Origin of the sequence: Bradyrhizobium sp. USDA 223 (assembly GCF_044909005.1) — a bacterium.
Taxonomy (GTDB): Bacteria; Pseudomonadota; Alphaproteobacteria; order Rhizobiales; family Xanthobacteraceae; genus Bradyrhizobium; species Bradyrhizobium yuanmingense.
Genome location: NZ_JBIYDR010000001.1, coordinates 5974753 through 5998134 on the forward strand (window position 1 = coordinate 5974753; position 23382 = coordinate 5998134).

Below are 23382 nucleotides of genomic sequence, written 5' to 3' on the forward strand. Positions count from 1 at the left end.
GCTGAATCTTTCGTAATCTAGCACCGAATCTGGGTTTCTCCGTGCTCCTCCGGGTTCCCAATTCGGCCCATTCCTTGCATAAATTTGCGCCAGCGCAGTGCACGGCCACGCGGGCGACAGTTCCGGTGCAAGGGCAAGACGCGTACAGTTAAGAGTTGTTTCGACCTAGGAAGTAACGGCTTTGCAGGATTCATCGTTCCAGCCCAGTTTTCCGGCCCCCGGGCAGCCCATCGACGAACTCGCGCTGGCCGAGATCAAGGGCGCAATCCTGGCAAAGCTGCGCCTTGCCATCGGCAAGGACGCTGGCATGGCGACCAGGCACGATTGGTACCAGGCCGCGGCGCTCGCGCTGCGCGACCGCATCGTGCATCGCTGGCTCACGGCCGAGAAGCACAGCTACGACGCCGGCCGCAAGCGGGTTTACTATCTCTCGCTCGAATTCCTGATCGGCCGGCTCTTCACCGACGCGCTCAACAACATGGGCCTGCTCAAGATCTTCGAGGTCGCGCTCGGCGATCTCGGCGTCTCGCTGCCGGAGCTGCGCAAATGCGAGCCGGATGCGGCGCTCGGCAATGGCGGTCTCGGCCGGCTCGCCGCCTGCTTCATGGAGAGCATGGCGACGCTGTCGATCCCCGCGATCGGCTACGGCATCCGCTACGATTACGGCCTGTTCCGTCAGATCATCAATCAGGGCTGGCAGCAGGAATATCCCGACGAATGGCTGAGCTTCGGCAATCCCTGGGAATTGCAGCGGCCCGAGGTGATCTACGACGTCAATTTCGGCGGCGGCGTCGAGCATGTCGACGACAAGGGCCGCGACCGCTCGATCTGGCATCCTGCTGAGACCGTGCAGGCGATCGCCTATGACACGCCGATCGTCGGCTGGCGCGGCCAGCACGTCAACGCGCTGCGGCTGTGGTCGGCGCGCTCGCCCGATCCGCTCAAGTTAGATGCCTTCAACAAAGGCGATTACGTCAGCGCCAGCGCCGAGCAGGCGCGCGCGGAGGCGATCTGCAAGTTCCTCTATCCGAACGACGAGAGCCCGGCGGGCCGCGAGCTGCGGCTGCGCCAGGAATATTTCTTCGTCTCCGCCTCGCTCCAGGACCTGGTGAAGCGGCATCTTTCCTCCGACGGCCAGCTGCGCAACCTCGCCGGCAAGGTCGCGGTGCAGCTCAACGACACCCATCCGAGCCTTGCCGTCACCGAGCTGATGCGCATCCTCGTCGACCTCCACAATTTCCGCTGGGACGAGGCCTGGAAGATCACGGTCGCCACCCTCTCCTACACCAACCACACGCTGCTGCCGGAGGCGCTGGAGACCTGGCCGGTCGAGCTGTTCGAGCGGCTGCTGCCGCGGCATCTGGAGATCATCTACCGCATCAACGTGCAGCATCTGGCGCTCGCCGAAGCGCGCTGCCCCGGCGACATCGACTTCCGCGCCTCGGTCTCGCTGATCGACGAGAAGAGCGGCCGCCGCGTGCGCATGGGCCAACTCGCCTTCGTCGGCTCGCATCGCATCAACGGGGTCTCGGCGATGCATTCGGACCTGATGCGCGAGACCGTGTTCCACGACCTCAACCATCTCTATCCCGGACGGATCACCAACAAGACCAACGGCATCACCTTCCGACGCTGGCTGATGCTGGCGAACCCGAAGCTGACCGATTTGTTGCGCGAGAGCTGCGGCGATGCCGTGCTCGACGATCCGACCCAGCTCTCGCTGATCGAGGCGCGCGCCAGCGACGTCGAGTTCCAGAAGAAGTTCCGCAGCGTCAAGCACCACAACAAGGCCCAGCTCGCCCGCCTGATCGGCGAACGGCTCGGCATCAGGGTCGACCCGGGCGCATTGTTCGACGTGCAGATCAAGCGCATCCACGAATACAAGCGCCAGCTGCTCAACGTCATCGAGACGGTCGCGCTGTACCAGGCGATCAAGGACGAGCCCAACGGCAATTGGGTGCCGCGGGTGAAGATCTTCGCCGGCAAGGCGGCGGCGAGCTATCGCTACGCCAAGCTGATCATCAAGCTGATCAACGACGTCGCCGAAATCGTCAACAACGATCCCGCGATCGGCGGCAAGCTCAAGGTCGTGTTCCTGCCCGACTACAATGTCAGCCTCGCCGAGGTGATCATTCCCGCCGCCGATCTGTCCGAGCAGATCTCGACCGCGGGCATGGAAGCCTCCGGCACCGGCAACATGAAGCTGGCGCTGAACGGGGCCATCACCATCGGCACGCTCGACGGCGCCAATATCGAGATCCGCGACCATGTCGGCGCGGAGAACATCGCGATCTTCGGCATGGAAGCCGGCGACGTGATGATCCGGCGCAAGCAGGGGCTGGATGCCTCCGACGTGATCCGCCGGTCGCCGAAGCTGCAGCGTGCCATCAACGCGATCGGCGCCGGCGAGTTCTCGCCCGGCGACCCCGGCCGTTTCGAATCCATCGCGCACGCGCTGCGTTATCTCGACCATTACATGGTCAGCGCCGATTTCGATTCCTACTACGAGGCGCAGCGCGCGGTCGATGCGCGCTGGCAGGTGGCGCCGGCCTGGACCCGCGCCTCGATCCTCAATGTCGCGCGCATGGCCTGGTTCTCCTCGGACCGCACCATCCGCGAATATGCCGAGGAGATCTGGAACGTGCCGGTCAATCCGACCACGCCGCTGCTGCCGAACCTGCGCGACGCCGCAGGCTGATTTTTCCGCGGCGTGGAAGCGGCGTTACCTGCGAGGTTATTGCATCCTTCGCGAGGGATGATGATATGATCGTCATCATCCCCTAAGCGGCGTTGTGACACGACGCCGCAACCTCAACCGCCGTCATTGCGAGCGCAGCGAAGCAATCCAGAATCTTCCGCGGAGACAGTCTGGATTGCTTCGCTACGCTCGCAATGACGGCTGTGGAGGCATCGAGGACCAACATGCACGCCAAGCTCCCGCACCCCTTCGACGAGGCCACGCGCGTCACCGCCGGTGACTCTAGCTGGCAGGGACACACCAGCGACGATTACTGGGCCTTTGTCGGCCCGTTCGGCGGCGCCACCGCCGCGACCATTTTGCGGGCGCTGATCGAGCATCCGCAAGCCGCCGGCGATCCGCTCGCGCTCACCGTCAATTATTGTGCGCCGATCGCCAAGGGTCCGTTCGATCTCGACGTGCGCCTCGTCAAGGCCAACCGCTCCAGCCAGCACTGGAGCGTCGAGCTCAGCCAGGGCGGCGGCGAGGTCGCAACGCTCGCCACGGCGGTGTTCGCCGAACGCCGTCCGTCCTGGGAGCACAGGGTGGCGCAATATCCGGACGCCAAGCCGTTCGAGGAGACGCTGCCGTTCCCAAAAATCTCGGCATCCTGGGCCAACCAGTACGAATTCCGCTTCGTCGAGGGCGAGATGCGGATCGGCCCACCGCAAGCCGAGCCCGCCAGCACCTACTCGAAGATCTGGATCAGCGACCGCACGCCGCGCAAGCTCGACATGCTGTCGCTGATGTCGATGTCGGACGCCTTCTTCGGCCGCATCTTCCACGCAAGGCGCGAGCTGGTGCCGTTCGGCACGGTGTCGCTGACGACCTATTTCCACACCGACGCCGAGGAGCTCGCGGCTGAAGACATCACGCGCGTGCTCGCGACGGCGGATTCGAAGATCATGCACAAGAGCTACGCCGACCAGAACGCGGAGCTGTGGTCGCCGAACGGCCGGCTGCTCGCGACCACGACGCAGATCGCGTATTTCAAGGCGTGAGCTTTCTCCTCCCCCTCTCCCCGTTCTTACGGGGAGAGGGTTGGGGTGAGGGGCTGCATCCGCAAACTCGCTGACAGACAGACTCGCGGAGGGTCCCCCTCACCCGGATTGCATCTCCGATGCAATCCGGCCTCTCCCCGCACGCGGGGAGAGGCGCAGAGCCCGTCCCCGCGCACACAAAAAGGGCGGCCCCGCGGCCGCCCTTTTGCATTTCAAGCGATGGAGCTTTACTCCGCCGCCAGCTTCACGTCCGGCGCGGCCGCGCGGACCTCGGCGTCCACCTGTGCTTCGAACTTGGCAAAATTCTTCTGGAACATGCCGACCAGCGCGCGGGCGGTCTTGTCGAACTCGTCCTTGTCCTTCCAGGTGTTGACCGGGTTGAGGATCTCGGCCGGCACGCCCGGCAGCGCGGTCGGGACCGCGAAGCCGAAATATTTGTCGGTGCGGAATTCGACGTTGCGCAGCGAGCCGTCGAGCGCCGCGGTGAGCAGCGCGCGCGTCACCTTGATCGGCATGCGGCTGCCGACGCCATACTTGCCGCCGGTCCAGCCCGTGTTGACCAGCCAGCAATCGACATTGTGCTGGGCAATGAGGTCGCGGAGCATGTTGCCGTAGACGGATGGATCGAGGGGAAGGAAGGGCGAGCCGAAGCAGGTCGAGAATTCCGGCTGCGGCTCGTTGCCGAGACCGCGCTCGGTGCCGGCGACCTTGGCGGTGTAGCCGGACAGGAAGTGATACATCGCCTGCGCCGGGGAGAGCTTGGCGATCGGCGGCAGCACGCCGAAGGCGTCGGCGGCCAGCATCACCACGTTCTTCGGCTGCGGCGCGCGGCCGGTGCGCGAAGCGTTCGGGATGAAGTCGAGCGGATAGGCCGAACGCGTGTTCTCGGTCTTGGAGCCGTCGTCGAAATCGACGACGCGGGTGTCCTCATCGAGCACGCAGTTCTCGAGCACCGCGCCGAAGCGGGTCGAGGCGGCATAGATCTCAGGTTCGGCTTCCTGCGACAGCTTGATGCACTTGGCGTAGCAGCCGCCTTCGAAATTGAAGACGCCGTTCGGGCCCCAGCCGTGCTCGTCGTCGCCGATCAGGGTGCGGTTGGGATCGGCCGATAGCGTCGTCTTGCCGGTGCCCGACAGGCCGAAGAAGATCGCGGTGTCGCCCTTGGCGCCGACATTCGCCGAGCAGTGCATCGGCATCACGCCGCGCTCGGGCAGATAATAATTCAGGGTCGTGAAGACCGACTTCTTCATCTCGCCGGCATAATAAGACCCGCCGATCAGGACGATCTTGCGGGCGAAATCGATCGCGACCACGTTCTCCGAGCGGCAGCCATGGCGTTTAGGATCGGCGCGGAAGCTCGGCATGTCGATGATGGTGAGCTCCGGCACGAAGGTCGGCAGCTCGATCGCCTCGGGGCGGATCAGCAGCGTGCGGATGAACAGCGAGTGCCAGGCAAGCTCGGTGAAGACGCGCGTCTTGATCCGGTAGGCCGGGTCGGCGCCGCCATAGAGGTCCTGCGCGAACAGGCGCTTGCCTTCGGCGTGCTTGAGGAAATCCTGGTAGAGCGTCTCGAATTGCTCGGCGGTGATCGACTGGTTGCCGGCCCACCACATCTTCTTCTCGGTGGTGGCGTCGCGCACCGTGAACTTGTCCTTCGGGCTGCGCCCGGTGAACTCGCCGGTGTCGGCGCAGAGTGCGCCATCGGCGGAGAGCACTGCCTCACCCGCTGCGAGCGAGTATTGATAGAGTTGCGGCGCACCCAGGTTCCAGTGAACCTGCTTGAGATTCTTTAAGCCGAATTTGTCGGCGCCGAAGGCACCGTTGCGCACGCCCGTCTCTTGCACGAAGAAATCCTCCTAGAACCCGCGACATCAAGCGCGGCCAAGTTTGGCGCCGTCGCGATCACCGTGAATATGGGCCGTTCGGCCTCGGCTGAACGACCTAATACTGATGAACGCTGGCGTTGCCAAGCTGATCCCGCAGGATTTGGTTTATTCAAGGACCGCGCCAAACGTCGCGCATGTCAGCTCTGAAAGGCCGCAGCGAGAAAGTGCGGATGATCGCGCAACCAAATGCACATCTGCGCGTTATGTCTGGTTATTGCGGCGCACAATCACTGCGTCAACACCCCTATCTTACCTCGCCCTCGCCGATCAACGCGAACGGTCCCCACATCGCGGGATAGGCGTTGCGCGGCGACGAGGCGTCGTCGAGATAGGCTAACATCGCGCGGCGCAAGGCTTCGGCGCGGCCGAGCTTTGGCTCGTTCTTCAGCAGCTCGAACGTCGACGTGGTCAAGCGGGTCGCAGCCTCCGAATCCACGGCCCAATGGGACACCAGGAGCGCGCGAGCACCTGCGTAGAAGAACGAGCGCGCCAATCCCGACAACGCCTCCGCACCGGGCTTGTCGCCCGCGATGGTGTTGCAGGCGGACAGCACAACCCAATCGGCATTGAGCTTGAGCTGGGCCACTTCGCTCGCGGTGAGAAGTCCATCGTCGAGCTCCGTCGGCTGGTCGGGGATGGAGAGCGCCAGCGAGGGCTCCCCCAATCCCTTGACGTCGCCGGCGACAAGGCCGTGGGTGGCAAAGTAGATGATGCCGTATTGGGCAAGCGCTGCACGCTTGAGCGTCGTTTCGCTGGCGTCGCGGCCGAGATGGATGTCAGCCTCGGCAGCGCCGACGTCCCTCGCCACCGCGTTCAATTCGTCGGCGGTATCGGGCAGCTGCGGCAGCGCCTGGGCCAGCCGCGCACGATCCACGCCCGCGCCGCGCCAGAAGTCGGCATAGGCCATCGTCGCGATGCTGCGTGCCGCGACCTTGCCGTTCGCGGCGCGCCGGTCGGCGGGCCCTTCGGCTGCAGGGTTGAACACGGGATCGCCGAAACCGGTCATCGGCTTGACGCTTTGATCCCTGCGGGCGAAAGCGCGCAGCGATTTCAGGCTGATCACCGACGGCAGCACCGAGACGGCCTGTCGCCGCAGCAGCCAGGCAGCGCTGCGATAGCCCTCGAGCCGGTCCGGGATTGCAGCCTGCGGCCTCTCCGTGACCAGCAGATGAAACGGCAATGCGGTCAATGCCGCCGACGGCACGACCAGCAGGTTGCGCTTGTCCCTGGTCAGCGCCTCAACCGGGCCGAGCAGTGCGACATAGAGCTCGTTGGCAAGACCGAGGTCGAACAATCCCGATTTGCCGGATGCATCGCGCGCCTTGCCAACATCGAGCCCCCTGCGGAAAGCCGTGACCTTCTGTGCGACCGCGTCCGCTCCGAGCGGAATCTCCTTCCAGTCGACGCTCTCGCGCGTGATCGCGACGACATAGCTCCGCCTGTCGACGACGGAATAGACCACCATCGCCTCGTCGGACGCCAGCAGCGGCTGGATGTCCTTGATGGTCAGCGGCAGCGGGTTGGACAGCGAGGAATAGTCGGGAAACTCGACGGCGAGCGTCTTCTGCAATCCGTTGCGCTCGCCCGCGATCGCCGCGATCCGCACGCGGCTGCGCTGCTCGGCCGCGACGTCGCGCTGCGCCGATGGCTTCGACACTGCAGCGATGATCGCCTTGTCGAGCGCTTCGGACTCGGCCGCGAGATCCTGATCCTTGCGCACGAGCTCGGCGAGCCGGTCGCTGCCGGCGGCGAGCCGCACCGCGAGCTTGTTCACGGCAGAAGCGGCAGAGGATTGCGTGCCGCGCTGGATCGCAGCGAGCGCATCGTCGAGCGCCTTTTCGCTCGAAAGCAGCGATTGCTGCCGTGCCGCGAACAGGATCGGCAGCACGACGCGCAGCTGCGCACGATTGGCCGCGAGCGTCTTCTGCGCCAACGGCAAGGCGTCCGCCGTCCGTCCCGTCGCCTGCAGAAAATCGGCGAGATTGCTCGTCGAGGTCGCGACATCAGGGTGATCAGGCCCGAGCGCACGCTCGCGGATCGCCAGCGCGCGGCGATACAGCGGCTCGGCATCGGCATGACGCTGCTGGTGCTGATAAAGCCCGGCGAGGTTGTTGAGCGAGCGCGCGACGTCGGGGTGTTCAGGCCCCAGCACCTTTTCACGGATCGCGAGCGAGCGCTTGATCGGCGCTTCGGCATCGGCGTCGCGATTAAGGTCGCGCTCGACCTGTCCGATGTTGTTCAGGACCGTGGCGACCGCGGGATGCTCGGGACCGGCAGCCTTCTGATAGATCGCGAGCGCACGGCGGAACAGTGGCTCGGCATCGGCCGGACGCTGCTGCTTGGCGTAGAGCGTGGCGATATTGTTGAGGGATTGACCGACGTCGGGATGCTCGCGCGGCAGCGCCTTCTCGCGCACGGCAAGTGCACGCTTGAACAGCGGCTCGGCCTCTGCGAAGCGACCCTGCCGCTGATAGAGCGCGGCAAGGTTGGTCAACTCGGCCGCAACCAGGGCGTTGTCGGAGCCGAGCGATTTTTCCATGAGTGCGATCGCGCGCTTGTAGAGCGGCTCAGCCAGATCGTCCCGTCCCTGACCGGCATGGACCTGGCCGAGATTGTTCAACGCGCCCGAGAGATCGCGGCCGTTGTCCTTCTCCAGGCTGGCGACCATCGCCTGCGCCAACGGCAGCGCTTCCGAATATTTTCCGGCACCGATGAGCGCGTTGAGCCGCGCGCTCTCCGCGGCGAGACCTTTCTGCGCAAGGGCTGGCGTGGCGAGCAAGGTGGTGATGGCGAGCGCGAGAGCCGCCGTCCATGCCAAACGTTGACGCGTCATGACCCCTCTCGCTGCGAGCCCGAAAACCATCACGGTCATGGGTCGCGGCGATCGGTAGCCGCGTTCAAGCGGTTGCGCCCTGGTCCACCTTCGTGCGCGCTTCGCCAGCGAGACGGACCAGCATCTTGCGAAGCGCCGTGCCATCCGTCACCCGCTCCGGGAAGTCCAGTCGCAGCGTGGCCTGGCCGACCTGCATGTCGAGGCCTTCAGGATCACAGCCGGTACAGCGCCAGTCGCCCTCGGCGGCGCCGAGCAGCTTCGTGGCATAAAGATTGAGGGCGTCGCGATGGTCGGCGTTCATGTGCTCGACGGCGCTTGCCTCCGCCGCCAGCAGGTCCTCGGCGCCGGTGAGGTCCGTCAGGAATTGCTCCGGCTTGAGGTCGACGATCCGGCCGAAGCCGGCGACCAGATGGGTTCCCGTGGGCCGGATCCGGAAGAAGGAGAAATCCTTAAAGGAAACAAAGCCTTCTGCCGGAGGATGGGCACTCAGATACCGTCGCTGGAGCAGATCCTTGTCGGAATCGACCTCCGCCGCCCGGCCGGACAGCATGATCCGGGCGCCTTCCAGGGGATCGCCGGCCACGCGCTCGTCCAGCATCAGCGAGACCCTGGAGTCCGCAAGGATGTTCTTGGTGTGCACGGCAAGGCGCGAGATCAACAGGATCGGCGAGCCGTCGGGATGGCTGGCCAGATTGACCAGGGAACAATAGGGATCACCGCTGCCGGCCATCAGCGTCGCCAGAGCCCCCTGCCGGGACCGCCTCAGCAGCGATTTGGCGAGCTTTGCGGGGTCGAAATCGGGGGTCGGTTGCATCGGCTTTCTCGGCTCAGGTGGTTGCAAGGAGGGCCTTTTTTCAGGTAAACGGGGGCCCGGTTATGGGTCGAGATGCGGCGAATCTGCCGTGTTTCGTGGAACTTGGTCACACTTCAGCCCAGCTTGCATTGCTCGGTGACACGGTTCGAACGCCACTTCGGCACCCATGTATGCGGCGCATCACTGATTGCTCGCCGTTTCAAGCCACGACCCAAACGGAAAGCAGAAAGCAGAGAGGCTCATGCCCACAATCGCTTTGGTCGACGACGACCGCAACATTCTCACATCCGTCTCGATCGCGCTGGAAGCCGAAGGCTACCGTATCATGACCTACACCGACGGCGCCTCCGCGCTCGACGGTTTCCGCACCACCCAGCCCGATCTCGCTATCCTCGACATCAAGATGCCGCGCATGGACGGCATGGAGACGCTGCGTCGTCTCAGGCAAAAGTCCGACCTGCCGGTGATTTTCCTCACCTCCAAGGACGAGGAGATCGACGAGCTGTTCGGCCTCAAGATGGGCGCCGACGACTTCATCCGCAAACCGTTCTCGCAGCGTCTGCTGGTCGAACGCGTCAAGGCGGTGCTGCGGCGCTCGGCGCCGAAGGATCCGACCGTCGCGCCGAAGGAGAACGACGCCAAGGCGCTCGACCGCGGTCTGCTGCGCATGGACCCCGAGCGCCATACCTGCACCTGGAAGAACGAGCCGGTGACACTCACCGTGACCGAATTCCTCATCCTGCAGGCGCTCGCGACCCGGCCCGGCGTGGTGAAGAGCCGCAACGCGCTGATGGACGCCGCCTATGACGACCAGGTCTATGTCGACGACCGTACCATCGACAGCCACATCAAGCGGCTGCGCAAGAAGTTCAAGGTGGTCGACAACGAGTTCGAGATGATCGAGACGCTCTACGGCGTCGGCTACCGTTTCAAGGAAGCCTGAGGGCGCCCCCTCCACGGCGATCGAGAGCATCTCCGGTTCTCGTTCCATCGGGACGAGGATCGCTCTAGGATGCGGGGACCTTCGCACGGGCCGTCCTAACGCGGGCGTAAGCATTGCTTGACCGAACGCAGCCTGACCCTAACCAGAGCGCCGGGATCGCATCCGACGGCGTTCAGGAGCACGTTGCCGACGACAAGCCGCAGGGCTTCCGGCCGCTGAACTGGCTGAAACGCGCCGGACAGTTCTTCTTCGCGCTGTCCTTCTCGAGCCTGACCCGCCGCATCGTCTCGCTCAACCTCGCCGGCCTCGTCGCGCTGGTGGCGAGCATCCTGTACCTGTCGCAATTCCGTGCCGGCCTGATCGATGCCCGCGCCCAGAGCCTCCTGGTCCAGGCCGAGATCATCGCCGGCGCGATCGCGGCCTCTGCCACGGTGCAGACCAACGCCATCACCATCGATCCCGACCGGCTGCTCGACCTGAAGCCGGGCGAGACCTATGGCGGCTCGGACGAGTATTCGCCGCTGGACTTCCCGATCAATCCGGAGCGCGTCGCGCCGGTGCTGCGCACCTTGATCTCGCCAACCAAGACGCGCGCCCGCATCTACGATCCGAACGGCAGCCTGCTGCTCGACAGCCGCAACCTGGAAAACGTGCTGCGCTTTCCTCTGCCGCCGCCGGCCGAGCAACCCGGCATCATCGAGCGCGGCAAGGTCGCGGTGCGGACCTGGCTGAACCGCGGCGACCTGCCGCTCTATCGCGAGCTCGGGCCCGAGAACGGCAATGGCTATGCCGAAGTGGGCGACGCCCTCCAGGGCCAGAAACGCTCGATGGTGCGGGTCAATGCACGCGGCGAGGTGATCGTCTCGGTCGCCGTCCCCGTGCTGCGCTCGCGTGCGATCCACGGCGCCTTGATGCTGTCGACGCAAGGCGACGACATCGACCAGATGGTCACCGCCGAGCGCCTCGCCATCCTGAAGGTCGGCGGCGTCGCCGCCGCCGTCATGATCATGCTGTCACTGCTGCTGGCGAGCACGATCGCAGGTCCAGTGCGCCGGCTCGCCGACAGCGCCGAACGCGTCCGCCGCCGCATCAAGGCCCGCATCGAGATTCCCGATTTCACCCGCCGCCGCGACGAGATCGGCCACCTCTCCGGCGCGCTGCGCGACATGACCAACGCGCTCTACAGCCGCATCGAGGCGATCGAGATGTTCGCCGCCGACGTTGCCCATGAATTGAAGAACCCGCTGACCTCGCTGCGCTCGGCGGTCGAGACGCTGCCGCTGGCGCGCAACGAGAACAGCCGCGCCCGCCTGCTCGAGGTGATCGAGCACGACGTCAAGCGGCTCGACCGGCTGATCTCCGACATCTCCGACGCCAGCCGCCTCGATGCCGAGCTGCAGCGCCAGGATGCGATCCCGGTCGATTTGCGCCGGCTGCTGACGACGCTGACCTCCGTCGCCAACGAAACCAAGCTCGGCCACGACGTCGCGGTCGAAACGCGCTTCGAGGGCCGCGGCCCGACCGACACATTCGCCGTGAGCGGCCACGATTCCCGGCTCGGACAGGTCGTCTCCAACCTGCTCTCCAACGCGCAATCCTTCTCCGAACGCGGCAGCAAGGTGCGCCTCACCTGCCGCCGCGTCCGCTCCGAGATCGAGATCGTGGTCGACGACGACGGGCCCGGCATTCGCGAGGACGCGCTGGAGCGCATCTTCGAGCGCTTCTACACCGACCGCCCGCATCAGGGCTTTGGCCAGAACTCCGGCCTCGGCCTGTCGATCTCCAAGCAGATCGTCGACGCCCATGGCGGACGGATCTGGGCGGAGAACCGCCCTGGCCCGCCGGACGCCGACGGCACTCCGACAATTGCCGGTGCGCGCTTCGTGGTCAGGCTGCCGGCGCTATGAACGAAGGCGGGCCCAGCGTTCACGCCTCTGCCGTCAAGGTCGGGCCTTACGCCGTGCTGATCCGCGGGCCCTCGGGGTCCGGCAAGTCGCGGCTTGCCTTCGATCTGATCATGGCGGGGCGCTCGGGCATCGTGGAAAGGGCCGTTCTGGTCGGTGACGACCGTGTCCATCTGGCGACACTCGGCCACGAAATTGAGGTCCGCCCCGCGCCTCGCCTGGCGGGCCTGATTGAGATCCGGGGCCTCGGAATCCGCCGCTGCGACTTCGTGGAGCATGCGACCGTCGGTCTCGTGGTCGATCTGGCCGCAGCCGACGCGGAGCGCCTGCCGCCGGCCGAAGCCCTGAAAACCTGCATTTTTGGTGTCGAAATACCGCGAATCCCTGTTGCCCGCGACTATTCGCCCCTTCCCCTGGTTGTTGCGGCCTTGACCACTACCAAGAGTTCATCTTCGGTTAACCCTTCAGGCGATTGTTTGAAGGGAAATGGTAACCATATGAACCCCACTATCGCGACCGAATAGACCGGCGCAGCTTCCCTCATCCATCCGTCTAGATTCAGGGAGATACGCAACATCCCCTCTTGCGCGGGGGCTCTGGATGGTCAAAGTGGCGCGTTCGTGCGGTGCACCAAAAGCGCCCGCGAGGAGTTTTCCGATGATTGGTCTAGTACTTGTGACCCACGGGCGCCTTGCCGACGAATTCAAGGCAGCGCTTGAGCATGTCATGGGCCCACAAAAGCAAATCGAAGCGATCACGATCGGCGCCGAAGATGATTCCGATCTCTGCCGAAGCGACATCATCGAGGCGGTCAACCGCGTCGATTCCGGCGACGGCGTTGCGATCCTCACCGACATGTTCGGCGGCACGCCGTCGAACCTGGCAATATCCTGCATGAGCCGGCCCAAGGTCGAGGTGCTCGCGGGCATCAACCTGCCCATGCTGGTGAAGCTTGCCAAGGTGCGCGAGGAGCGACCGCTGCCCGACGCGATCGCGATGGCGCAGGAAGCTGGCCGCAAATACGTCACCATCGCCAGCCGGGTGCTCGCCGGCAAATGAGCGAGGAGGCGCCACAAGCCGCGACCGGCGTGCCCGCAGGCGCGATCTCCAAGGATCTCCTGATCATCAACAAGCGCGGCCTGCATGCGCGCGCCTCGGCGAAATTCGTCCAGGCCGTCGAGCGCTTCGATGCGCAGGTGTGGGTGACGCGCGGCGGCGAGACCGTCGGCGGCACCTCGATCATGGGCTTGATGATGCTCGCCGCGGGTCCCGGCACGACGATCACGGTGGCGGCGGCAGGAACCGACGCCGAAGCCGCGCTCGCGGCGATCACGGAGCTCGTTGAGAGCAAGTTCAACGAGGAAGGGGTTTAGGGGCTTCGTCAATGAAGCTGCCGTAGGGTGGGCAAAGCGAAGCGTGCCCACCAAGTCTGTCGCGCTTGCCGAGAGATGGTGGGCACGGCGCTTCGCGCCTTTGCCCACCCTACGGCAGCTCGGCTACTTCCCCGGCGGCGCGAAGTAGATGTTCCAGCTCATCGACGGGCCGGCTTTGCCGTTGGTGAAGCGGCGCGTTGTCATCACGATGCGCTCGGCGTTGGGCGCAACCTCCGACACCCATTTCTCGAATGCGGGCAGGCGGCCGTCGGTCGGATCGAACACGCCGATGAAGCCGTGCTTCCTGGCGTCGTCGCGCGAGGTCAGTCCGGAATCCCAAGCCTCCAACGGTAGCAGCGCGGACGGATGATCCGGGCTGTAGAACACCAGCGGCTGGATCTGCTCCATCGTGCCGGCAACGACGGCCCAGCGCGAGCCGAAGCGGCTGTGCCAGGCCTGGGTCAATTCGCGCGCGAGCTCCGAGCGCGCGCCATAGATCTGTGCGTTGCCGGCATTGGCCTCCATCTCGCGCGCGGCGATCCGGGGCGAAGCGGCGAGCGTCGCGGCGCTGAGCACGAGCCAGATCGCGGCGATGTTGAACAGCGCGGCGCTCTGCACGCGCAGCGTCGGAATCGCGACCAGTGCGAGCGGCACCAAGAAGAACAGCGAGATGCCCCAATCCGTCTTCATGTAGATGCTGAAGGCGAGCGCGCCGAGCGGCGGGCCGACTGCGACGATGACCTGGACGATCCAGACATTCAGCGCCTGCGAGACATTGATCCCTGCATTGGCGCCACGCGCCCAGGCGCGCGTGACGATGCGCAACGGCGCACGCAGCAGCAATTTGACCCATGGCGGCACCAGCGCCATGGCCAGCGCCGCGAGCGCCACCGGCAATGCCAGCAGCGCGAAGTTGTGCAGCACATAGCCCGCGACCAGCTGATGCAGCTGGGCCTTGTCCTGGAGGCTGTAGGTGTCGCCGGCATAGGTCAGCGGCACGAAATGCGCATCCGCCAGCCAGACGAGGTGCGGGATCATCGCCGCGACCAAGGTGGCAATCGCGACCCACGGCGCGGGCGATGACAGGAAACGCAACCGCTCGGGATGGATCAGCGCGGCGAGGCCGATCGCGCCGATCATGGTCAGCACCCAATATTTGGTCATCAGCGCCAACGCGCCGGCAAGCCCGAGCAGGATTCCGGATTGCCAGCTCCGCTTCTCGAAGGCGTTGAGATAAGCGAGCACCAGGAGCGGCAGCGTGACGAGCTGCAGCAGGTCCGGATTGTACTTGAACCCCTTGAAATTGAAGATCGGGTACAGAGCGATCATCACCACGACCAGGAACGCGCGGCGCGCATCCACCACGCGCAAGGCGATCAGCCAGCAGAGCACCATGCCGACGCTCACCGTCGTCATCGCCAGCGCATAGGTCGCCCAGTCCGCCGCCGGGAGCGCCTTGAACCAGAGGCCGGCCACCCAGCCCGACAGCGGTGGGTGCTTGCCATAGCCCCAGAGGAATTTCTGTCCCCAGCCCCAGGCTTCTGCGACGTCCATGTGAACGTCCTGCGCCGCCTTCAGATTGATCAGGATGAAGGTCCAGAGCACCGCATGCAGGAGAGCGAATTGGATCACCAGCCACAGGCGCGCCTCGGGGCGGATCGCACAGGCGACCAGGAAGGCCCGGAAGCGGTTGTAACTCAAGCGGGTCTTTGCCCGCGCTCCGGCAGTGGGAAGAGAGGTCGTGGACATGGCCGTTGCGTAGCGCGTTTTGGCCCCTCATGGAATCAGCTTGGCGTGAACAAAGGCCCTGAAAATACAGCAATATGGTTGCCGCACGGGGATGTGAGTGGTATCCCGCGCCCATGACGACCGCCCCCATTTCCAACATCCGCAATTTCTCCATCGTCGCCCATATCGACCATGGCAAATCGACGCTGGCCGACCGCCTGATCCAGATGACCGGCGGCCTCTCCGACCGCGAGATGGCGGGCAAGGAGCAGGTGCTCGATTCCATGGACATCGAGCGCGAGCGCGGCATCACCATCAAGGCGCAGACGGTGCGCCTCGCCTACCGCGCCAAGGACGGCAAGGACTACATCTTCAACCTGATGGACACGCCCGGCCATGTCGACTTCGCCTACGAGGTCTCGCGGTCGCTGGCGGCGTGCGAAGGTTCCCTGCTCGTGGTCGACGCCAGCCAGGGCGTCGAGGCGCAGACGCTCGCCAACGTCTACCAGGCGCTCGACAACAATCACGAGATCGTCCCGGTCCTGAACAAGGTCGACCTGCCCGCGGCCGAGCCCGAGAAGGTCAAGCAGCAGATCGAGGACGTCATCGGCATCGACGCCTCCGACGCGGTGATGATCTCGGCCAAGACCGGCCTCGGCATCCCCGACGTGCTGGAAGCCATCGTCACCCGCCTGCCGCCGCCGAAGGGCGATCGCGACGCCACGCTGAAGGCGCTCTTGGTCGACAGCTGGTACGACGTCTATCTCGGCGTCGTCGTGCTGGTGCGCATCGTCGACGGCACGATGAAGAAGGGCCAGCGCGTGCGCATGATGGGCACGGGCGCGGCCTATGACGTCGAGCGCGTCGGCTTCTTCACGCCGAAGATGCAGCAGGTCGAGGAGCTCGGCCCCGGCGAGATCGGCTTCATCACCGCCGCGATCAAGGAGGTCGCCGACACCCGCGTCGGCGACACCATCACCGACGACAGGAAGCCGGTCGCCGAGATGCTGCCGGGCTTCAAGCCGGCGATCCCGGTGGTGTTCTGCGGGCTGTTCCCGGTCGACGCCGACGATTTCGAGACGTTGCGCGCCGCGATGGGCAAGTTGCGCCTCAACGACGCCAGCTTCTCGTTCGAAATGGAGACGTCAGCCGCGCTCGGCTTCGGCTTCCGCTGCGGCTTCCTCGGGCTTCTCCACCTCGAGATCATTCAGGAACGCCTGTCGCGCGAGTTCGACCTCAACCTGATCGCGACCGCGCCGAGCGTCATCTACAAGATGAAGCTCACCGACGGCCAGGAGATCGAGATCCACAATCCGGTCGACATGCCCGACGTGGTCAAGATCGCCGAGATCGACGAGCCCTGGATCGAGGCGACGATCCTCACGCCCGACGAATATCTCGGCAGCGTCCTGAAGCTGTGCCAGGACCGCCGCGGGGCGCAGAAGGAGCTCACTTACGTCGGCTCCCGCGCCATGGTGAAATACGACCTGCCGCTCAACGAGGTGGTGTTCGACTTCTATGACCGCCTGAAGTCGGTCTCCAAGGGCTACGCCTCGTTCGACTATCATCTCACCGACTACAAGCCGGCCGATCTCGTCAAGATGCAGATCCTGGTCAATGCCGAGCCGGTCGATGCGCTCTCGATGCTGGTCCACCGCACCCGCGCCGAGGGCCGCGGCCGCGCCATGGTCGAGAAGATGAAGGAGCTGATCCCGCCGCACATGTTCCAGATCCCGATCCAGGCGGCGATCGGCGGCAAGGTGATCGCCCGCGAGACGGTGCGGGCGCTGCGCAAGGACGTCACCGCGAAATGCTACGGCGGCGACATCACGCGCAAGCGCAAGCTTCTGGAGAAGCAGAAGGAAGGGCAAGAAGAAGATGCGGCAGTTCGGCAAGGTCGACATTCCGCAGGAAGCTTTCATTGCCGCACTGAAGGTGGATAGCTGAGGCGGGGCTTGGGAGGGCCGGTCCGGTCTTCGGGGCCGGGAAACAGGCGGCCTCCGGGCGGCAAAACAAAAGTGCGAAAACAACCCCATGCACAGTAGCCGCCGCCTTGGCGGCATTGCGATTTTTCGATTTTTGCGAATCCGGTTTGACCCGTCGGGCAAAACAGGGGTATAGTGGCATTATCGGAGAGGGCCGGATGAGCCGGCACGATTGACCTTGCCCCCGGGGCTTAATCCAGTTTGAAGTTCGTTCTGGCCCACGACGAGGACCAGAGCATGAAGCGTAGCCGCTTTACGGAAGAGCAGATTATCGGGATCTTGAAGGAGCACGAGGCCGGGGTGTCGGTCGCCGATCTATGCCGCAAGCACGGCGTGAGCGACGCCAGCATCTACAAATGGAAGGCCAAGTACGGCGGGATGGACGTCTCCGAGGCCAAGCGGCTGAGGACGCTGGAGGACGAGAACACGAAGCTGAAGCGGCTCCTGGCTGACGCCATGCTGGACAATGCGGCGTTGAAGGACCTTTTGGGAAAGAAGTGGTGACGCCCGCGGCCAAGCGGAAGGCTGTCGCGCATCTCGTGGATGCCCACGGGATGAGCGAACGGCGGGCGTGTAAAGCCATCGGCTGCTGCCGCATGACCATGAGATATCGGACGACCCGAGCGGATGATGCCGGCGTTCGCCAGCGCATGAAGGCGATCGCCCAGGAGCGCCGCCGCTTCGGCTATCGGCGCCTGCATGTTCTGCTCAAGCGGGAGGGCTTTGCGATCAACCACAAGAAGCTATTCCGGCTGTACCGGGAAGAGAAGTTGGTGGTGCGCCGCCGTGCCGGCCGCAAGCGGGCGATCGGGACTCGGGCGCCGATGACGGTGCCGATGGCACCGAACGACCGCTGGTCACTGGACTTCGTCTCCGATCAGCTCACGGATGGCCGCCGCTTCCGCATCTTGACCGTGGTCGATGACTGTACCCGCGAGTGCTTGGCGCTGGTGGCCGATACCTCGCTCTCCGGGGCCCGGGTGGCGCGGGAGTTGGATCGGCTGGTCATGGAGCGCGGCAAGCCAAAGATGGTGGTCAGCGACAACGGCACCGAACTTACCAGCAACGCCATCCTGACCTGGGCCGATCGGAGCCGCGTCGCCTGGCATTATATCGCTCCGGGCAAACCCATGCAGAATGGCTTCATCGAAAGCTTCAACGGTCGGCTCCGGGATGAATTGCTGAACGAGACGCTGTTCACGTCGCTGGCTCAAACCCGCGTCGCGCTCGGATGCTGGCGCGCCGATTATAACTACACACGACCGCACTCACAGCTCGGATGGAAGACACCCTCCGAGTTCGCCTTTACCTGCCACCCGCGCCGGGATCTGGCGCTGCGCTATGCCGATGGCTCCGCGCCAGCTCCCGTCGCTACCACCGCCCAACTGGGCAAATCCAATGGCTTGAGCGAACTCAGAACTGGATAAAATCTGGGGGCAAGGTCACGATAGTCCATCTGATTTTTTCGAGTCTCGATCATTCATGCACGGAGCAATTTCATGGTCCGTGCAAAAATCATGCGTCGCAAAGACACTTGGCAGCCTAGGCGCTGCAGCATGCCAGGCTTCTGCAATGGCGTCAGGGACGTTCATTGCTTCGGCCCACACGCAATCGGCTCGGAAAGATGCGTCTCGTTCCCGCGCGTATTACGGACCCTGATCGCGCCATCGCGTCACGGAACGATTGCGTGGGCGCTGGGCAAGTGGTTGTTGGCTCGGGTCGGCGCTCGCGTTATTGTGGTTGAGCCTCAATCAGAGGAGGTGTCATGCAGCGACGGGAATTTCTCGCACTGATCGGCGCCGCGGCGGCCTGGTCACCCCTTGCTCGCGCGCAACAGCCGAAGAAAGTCCCCCATATTGGCTTTTTGACCACCGGCTCGATCGAGCAAACCCGCACTTCGATGGCTGCCTTTCATCAAGGACTACGCGAACGCGGTTATATCGACGGAGAGAATATCATCGTCGAGCTTCGAGCAGCCGATTCAAAGGCCGAACAACTCCCGGCCTTGGCGAGTGACCTCGTCCGTCTCAATCCTGCTCTTATCGTTGCACAGAATTCGCTTGCTGCGCGGGCAGTGCAGCAAGCTACCAAAACAATTCCTGTTGTTGTGCCAGTTATGGGCGACCCGGTCGAAGACGGACTCGTTGCCAGCATCGCCCGACCAGGAGGTAACATCACGGGACTAACCTTCATCGGCCCGCAGCTTGTTCCCAAGCGGCTCGCGCAATTGAAGGAAGCATTGCCCAAGGCGTCTCGGATAGCAGCGATCTGGCATCCGGCTGCATACGGCAAGACTACAACTCAAGGCATGATCAGCGGTGCGGAGTCCGCATCAAAAACCGTGGGCGTTCATTTGCAACTCATTGCCGTCCAGGATCCTGACGGGCTGGGCGAGGCGTTTTCGGCGCTTGCGGGCGCGCGTGCCGATGCAGTCTTCCTGTTTCCCAGCCCGATGTTCTTCATTGCACGCAAGCGCATCGCCGACCTCGCCGCAGAGCATCGGCTGCCGCTGTTTGCCATCGGCAAGGAATTCGTTCAACTCGGTGCGCTGCTGTCCTACGGAGCGGACATCATCGACTTGAACCGGCTAGCCACTGATTACGTCGATAAAATCCTCAAGGGCGCCAAGCCCGGGGATCTGCCGGTCGAGCAACCGACCAAGTATGAACTATTCGTCAACCTCAAGACTGCAAAGACACTCGGGATCGAAGTTCCAGCTGCATTGCTGGCCCACGCGGACGGGGTGATAGAATGATCGACTGATATTCAAGTCGATGCATTCAAGCCCGCGGACGGCCAGTCTTTTCGAGACCTCGTCCCGTTCCCGACAGAGGCAGGGCTATCGCATATGACTTGTAGCGCGGCCGATGCGCACGCCTCGTCCTTCGAGACGGCGCTTACGCGCCTCCTCAGGATGAGGCTAGTCAGCGCTTGTGCCCTTTGAAACTGCATCCGCGCGCTTCGTCCTCATCCTGAGGAGCCCGCCTAAGGCGGGCGTCTCGAAGGATGGCCGCACGGAAAACTCTCAAATGCGATAGCCGTGGGATCGGCGGGACTGTTTTGGCTTACGAGCCTTGAAGCGTGCTATAGTCGACTATCGCACGGCAGCTTCGAGCGAGGTCAGATGAGACGGCGCGCATTCATCGGGCTGATGACGGGAGCAATCGGCGGATCGCTCATCGCACGCGCCCAGCAGTCTTCCACACCGCGCATCGTCCACTTGGGACCGGTCAAAATCCCCGCGCAGATGGCGGCAACCAAAAGGCTGCTTGCTGAGCTAGGTTACGTCGTGGGACGAATTCGACTCGAATTTCGTGATGCGGCCGGAGATCCCGACGCGCTGCCGGCACTCGCGCAGGAGATCGTGCGGGATGACCGGGTGGACGTGATCATCGCCATCAGCACACCTACCGCTCTCGCCGCTTACAAGGCAACCCGAACCATTCCGATCGTGACCCTTGCCGCGGTTGATCCAGTCGCGTCCGGATTGGCCGACAGCCTCGCCCGTCCCGGTGGCAACGTGACGGGCATCGCAATTTTCTCGGAGGAAACCACTGTAAAGCGGGTCGAGCTCCTGCGGGAGATCCTGCCACAGGCCGTCCGCCTCGGAACTGTCACGACAAAGGTGTCGCGCGGCGCACAGAGTCTCACGCCTGTTCTGGAGGCCGGCCGCAAGCTCGGCTTTGAGGTTGAAGCAATCAACATCGATGATCCCGCCAGCATCGGGACAATCCTGAGCCCGGACAACCTCGCCCGATTCGACGGTCTTGTTTTCGTTCCGGACGTCGTGCTCAGCGCCCACCTGGCCGAAGTCGTCAAGCTGGTGAATCTGAGCATGAGGCCTGCGATCTTTGCTTCACCAGACTGGGTTGCGAACGGCGCTTTCATGTCGTTCGGCCCCGACTTTGCAGACGCTGGGCGCCGCTTGATTGCGCAGGTTGATCGCATTCTACGGGGCGCAAAACCGGGCGATCTGCCCTTCGAACGACCCACCAAGTTCGACCTCAGGATCAATCTCCGCATCGCCAAGGCCCTTGGTCTCGACTTGCCTGCAACCGTCGTCGCCCGCGCCGATGAAGTGATCGAATAGCCCCCAGGATTTCACCCGTACTCAACCGCCTTGCCCTCGCCCGGTAGCCACCATCCCTACTGCGCAGCATCAACAAGAAGTTTGTAGGGTGGGCAAGGCGAAGCGTGCCCACCGCTTGTGTGCCGTCGGGAAGAGTAGTGGGCACGGCGCTCAGCGCGCCTTTGCCCACCCTACGAAAGCTGTGCTCGCCTTCGCTCCTCGCGGCAAATCCTCACGACATCTTCTTCGCCTCGACGTATCGCGCAAAATTGTCGAGGATCGCCTGCCAGCCGCCCTGCTGCTGCTCGACAGAGTGCGTGGTTTCGGCGTCGAAGACGACACGGACGACAACGCCCTTCAGGCCCGGCACGAACTCGACCTCGGCCTTCCGATCGCCGAACGAATATTCGATCCGCTTGTGCTCGACAATCTTGGTGTAGGTGCCGGCGAAGTCGAAGCCCATGCTGCCGTCCTTGGCCTCCATCCGCGATGAGAAGGCGCCGCCGTCCCGCAGGTCGACCGTCGCCCTGGTCGTATGCCAGTCGTCGGATGCGGCATTCCACTTCACGATGTCGGCTGGCGTCGTATAGGCACGCCAGACCTGATCGATCGGGGTGGCTACGCTGGTTTCGACGGTGATCCTCATGGGCATTGCTCCAGTTGCGACTTTGACGCTCGAATTGACGGAATCTCGCCACGTGTGCCGGGTCCATTTCCAGCACGTCCGGGACGTGTCGACCCAAGGACGATCGAGACCGGCCCATGCCGACATGGTCCGGCGTCAATGTGCAAAAAAGTTGGAAAAGTTGTGGTGTGGGCAAAGCGAAGTGTGCCTGCGCGCACGCCTCGTCCTTCGAGACGACGCTGACGCGTCTCCTCAGGATGAGGCTCATTGGCGGCGGTGCCTGTTGAAACTGCTGCCGCGGACTCCGCCCTCATCCTGAGGAGCCGCTCAAGCGGGCGTCTCGAAGGATGGCCGCAGGGAAAAACTCTCTAATGCGATAGCCCTGCCCGCCAGCGTCGCTCTTCGGGCTGCGGCGGACAAGTCGCACTACCATCCTGCGCCGCTCTTCAGATCGGCCTCGTCTTCCCTCGGATGGCCGTCGACCGTTTCAGGACCTGCTCGGCATCGGCATAGCGGCCTAGATACTTGTAGAGACCGGCGAGGTTTTCCAGAACGCCGGCGAGATCCGGATGGTTGGGGCCGAGGGTTTTCTCGAAAGTGGCCGCCGACCGCTTGAACAGCCGCTCGGCCTCCGCGTTACGGCCCTGACGCCCATAGAGCGCAGCCAGATTGTTCTGTGCCTGCGCGATGTCGGGATGATCCGGGCCGAACGCCTTCTCGGTGACCGCCATCGACCGCTTCAGCAGGCGCTCGGCATCGGCATAGCGATGCCGATTGGTATAGGCGTCGGCCAAATTGTTCATCAGCACCGTGGCTTCGGGATCGTCGGGACCGAGCTCCTTCTGCAGCACGGCGAGGCCTCGCTCGAATAGCGGTATGGCCTGATCGTACCGGCCCTGATGGCTGTAGACCGCGCCGAGGTTGCTCAACGCCATCACGATCGACGCATCATTGGGGCCGACCGTCTTCTCGCTGATGGCGATCGATCGCTTGAGGAGCGGCTCCGCTTCTGCGTAACGCTCTTCCGCGCGATAGAGATCGCCCAGATTGTTCAGCACCATGGCGACTTCGGCATGATTCGGACCGAGTGTCCTCTCCCGAATCGCCAGCGCGCGCTTGTACAGCGGTTCGGCGACGGCGTATTGGCCGAGATTGTAATGGATCGTGCCAAGGTCGTTCAGCGGCATCGCGACGTGGGCATCATCAGGGCCGAACTCCTTCTCGCGAAGGGCCAGCGACTTCTGGGCCAGAGGCAGCGCTTCCATGTACTTCCCGGCCTGATAAAGCACCTTCATCTGCCGCGCGAGCGTGCCCGCCTCGTCCTCGTCGGCATCGGACGGCACGCCGAACGACAGGCTCAAGGCAAGCGCAGCAACTGCAACGCAGATCGATTTTCTCAGGGTCCTCATCGCGCCTTCCCTCGTCGCGGCTATTGGGACTTACGCGCCGTTGGTGCGCCCGGAAGCCGGACAGGTTCAATGCAG

General features: G+C 64.1%; 16 protein-coding genes and 1 pseudogene. 11 read left to right on the forward strand and 6 right to left on the reverse strand.

The window, feature by feature from the left end; all coding sequences use genetic code 11:
• Window positions 1-181: 181 nt before the first annotated feature.
• Together ABIA40_RS27880 and ABIA40_RS27885 are read left to right on the forward strand one after the other, a co-directional pair.
• Window positions 182-2698, forward strand: coding sequence for a glycogen/starch/alpha-glucan phosphorylase (locus tag ABIA40_RS27880; protein WP_404544373.1), 2517 nt, complete (start codon window positions 182-184; stop codon window positions 2696-2698).
• Window positions 2699-2922: 224 nt separating this feature from the next.
• Complete coding sequence (locus tag ABIA40_RS27885; RefSeq protein WP_036041827.1) at window positions 2923-3738, forward strand: acyl-CoA thioesterase II; 816 nt, start codon at window positions 2923-2925, stop codon at window positions 3736-3738.
• A 227-nt stretch (window positions 3739-3965) separates the two neighbouring features.
• Here the strand turns inward: ABIA40_RS27885 and ABIA40_RS27890 are convergent, their stop codons facing one another.
• The 3 genes from ABIA40_RS27890 to ABIA40_RS27900 form a co-directional block, all read right to left on the reverse strand.
• Window positions 3966-5582: a phosphoenolpyruvate carboxykinase gene (locus ABIA40_RS27890; RefSeq protein ID WP_404544374.1), complete on the reverse strand. Its 1617-nt coding sequence runs from the start codon at window positions 5580-5582 to the stop codon at window positions 3966-3968.
• A 286-nt stretch (window positions 5583-5868) separates the two neighbouring features.
• Complete coding sequence (locus ABIA40_RS27895) at window positions 5869-8457, reverse strand: tetratricopeptide repeat protein (protein WP_404544375.1); 2589 nt, start codon at window positions 8455-8457, stop codon at window positions 5869-5871.
• A 64-nt stretch (window positions 8458-8521) separates the two neighbouring features.
• Window positions 8522-9271: a HugZ family protein gene (locus ABIA40_RS27900; RefSeq protein ID WP_404544377.1), complete on the reverse strand. Its 750-nt coding sequence runs from the start codon at window positions 9269-9271 to the stop codon at window positions 8522-8524.
• A gap of 241 nt (window positions 9272-9512) precedes the next feature.
• Between ABIA40_RS27900 and ABIA40_RS27905 the strand changes: the two genes are divergently transcribed.
• The 5 genes from ABIA40_RS27905 (at window position 9513) to ABIA40_RS27925 (ending at window position 13491) form a co-directional block, all read left to right on the forward strand.
• Window positions 9513-10214: a response regulator transcription factor gene (locus tag ABIA40_RS27905; protein ID WP_008542552.1), complete on the forward strand. Its 702-nt coding sequence runs from the start codon at window positions 9513-9515 to the stop codon at window positions 10212-10214.
• A gap of 113 nt (window positions 10215-10327) precedes the next feature.
• Complete coding sequence (locus ABIA40_RS27910; protein ID WP_404544379.1) at window positions 10328-12121, forward strand: stimulus-sensing domain-containing protein; 1794 nt, start codon at window positions 10328-10330, stop codon at window positions 12119-12121.
• Window positions 12118-12642 (forward strand): HPr kinase/phosphorylase, encoded by a 525-nt coding sequence (locus ABIA40_RS27915; RefSeq protein ID WP_404544381.1) that lies wholly within the window; start codon window positions 12118-12120, stop codon window positions 12640-12642. Before ABIA40_RS27910 ends, ABIA40_RS27915 begins: the two co-directional genes overlap by 4 nt.
• Before the next feature lie 133 nt (window positions 12643-12775).
• Entirely contained in the window at window positions 12776-13177 is a 402-nt protein-coding gene (locus ABIA40_RS27920; RefSeq protein WP_007597752.1) for a PTS sugar transporter subunit IIA, read from the forward strand.
• Complete coding sequence (locus ABIA40_RS27925; protein ID WP_036014186.1) at window positions 13174-13491, forward strand: HPr family phosphocarrier protein; 318 nt, start codon at window positions 13174-13176, stop codon at window positions 13489-13491. Before ABIA40_RS27920 ends, ABIA40_RS27925 begins: the two co-directional genes overlap by 4 nt.
• Before the next feature lie 123 nt (window positions 13492-13614).
• Here ABIA40_RS27925 and ABIA40_RS27930 read toward each other — a convergent pair whose 3' ends face one another.
• Entirely contained in the window at window positions 13615-15240 is a 1626-nt protein-coding gene (locus ABIA40_RS27930) for a glycosyltransferase family 39 protein (RefSeq protein WP_271539543.1), read from the reverse strand.
• 113 nt (window positions 15241-15353) lie between these two features.
• Here ABIA40_RS27930 and lepA point away from each other — a divergent pair.
• From lepA to ABIA40_RS27950, 4 genes and pseudogenes are all read left to right on the forward strand, one after another.
• Window positions 15354-17166, forward strand: a pseudogene (gene lepA, locus ABIA40_RS27935) (translation elongation factor 4).
• 275 nt (window positions 17167-17441) lie between these two features.
• Window positions 17442-18631 (forward strand): IS3 family transposase gene (locus tag ABIA40_RS27940; protein ID WP_225174769.1). Its coding sequence is split into 2 segments (ribosomal slippage): window positions 17442-17691 and window positions 17691-18631, totalling 1191 coding nucleotides; the frame shifts between segments, so codons are not numbered across the junction.
• A 338-nt stretch (window positions 18632-18969) separates the two neighbouring features.
• Entirely contained in the window at window positions 18970-19959 is a 990-nt protein-coding gene (locus ABIA40_RS27945) for an ABC transporter substrate-binding protein (protein ID WP_271539547.1), read from the forward strand.
• A 369-nt stretch (window positions 19960-20328) separates the two neighbouring features.
• Complete coding sequence (locus tag ABIA40_RS27950; protein ID WP_404544385.1) at window positions 20329-21294, forward strand: ABC transporter substrate-binding protein; 966 nt, start codon at window positions 20329-20331, stop codon at window positions 21292-21294.
• 211 nt (window positions 21295-21505) lie between these two features.
• Here the strand turns inward: ABIA40_RS27950 and ABIA40_RS27955 are convergent, their stop codons facing one another.
• On the reverse strand, window positions 21506-21919 hold the full coding sequence (locus ABIA40_RS27955) for an SRPBCC family protein (RefSeq protein ID WP_404544387.1): 414 nt from the start codon (window positions 21917-21919) through the stop codon (window positions 21506-21508).
• A gap of 425 nt (window positions 21920-22344) precedes the next feature.
• Window positions 22345-23307: a tetratricopeptide repeat protein gene (locus ABIA40_RS27960; RefSeq protein WP_404544390.1), complete on the reverse strand. Its 963-nt coding sequence runs from the start codon at window positions 23305-23307 to the stop codon at window positions 22345-22347.
• Window positions 23308-23382 lie beyond the last annotated feature (75 nt).

What these genes read in the sequence shown, in the direction of transcription:
- ABIA40_RS27885 (WP_036041827.1), top strand. Translation starts at nt 2,923, where the DNA reads ATGCACGCCAAGCTCCCGCACCCCTTCGACGAGGCCACGCGCGTCACC.
- ABIA40_RS27895 (WP_404544375.1), bottom strand. Translation starts at nt 8,457, where the DNA reads ATGACGCGTCAACGTTTGGCATGGACGGCGGCTCTCGCGCTCGCCATC.
- ABIA40_RS27900 (WP_404544377.1), bottom strand. Translation starts at nt 9,271, where the DNA reads ATGCAACCGACCCCCGATTTCGACCCCGCAAAGCTCGCCAAATCGCTG.
- ABIA40_RS27905 (WP_008542552.1), top strand. Translation starts at nt 9,513, where the DNA reads ATGCCCACAATCGCTTTGGTCGACGACGACCGCAACATTCTCACATCC.
- ABIA40_RS27915 (WP_404544381.1), top strand. Translation starts at nt 12,118, where the DNA reads ATGAACGAAGGCGGGCCCAGCGTTCACGCCTCTGCCGTCAAGGTCGGG.
- ABIA40_RS27920 (WP_007597752.1), top strand. Translation starts at nt 12,776, where the DNA reads ATGATTGGTCTAGTACTTGTGACCCACGGGCGCCTTGCCGACGAATTC.
- ABIA40_RS27925 (WP_036014186.1), top strand. Translation starts at nt 13,174, where the DNA reads ATGAGCGAGGAGGCGCCACAAGCCGCGACCGGCGTGCCCGCAGGCGCG.
- ABIA40_RS27930 (WP_271539543.1), bottom strand. Translation starts at nt 15,240, where the DNA reads ATGTCCACGACCTCTCTTCCCACTGCCGGAGCGCGGGCAAAGACCCGC.
- ABIA40_RS27945 (WP_271539547.1), top strand. Translation starts at nt 18,970, where the DNA reads ATGCAGCGACGGGAATTTCTCGCACTGATCGGCGCCGCGGCGGCCTGG.
- ABIA40_RS27950 (WP_404544385.1), top strand. Translation starts at nt 20,329, where the DNA reads ATGAGACGGCGCGCATTCATCGGGCTGATGACGGGAGCAATCGGCGGA.
- ABIA40_RS27955 (WP_404544387.1), bottom strand. Translation starts at nt 21,919, where the DNA reads ATGAGGATCACCGTCGAAACCAGCGTAGCCACCCCGATCGATCAGGTC.
- ABIA40_RS27960 (WP_404544390.1), bottom strand. Translation starts at nt 23,307, where the DNA reads ATGAGGACCCTGAGAAAATCGATCTGCGTTGCAGTTGCTGCGCTTGCC.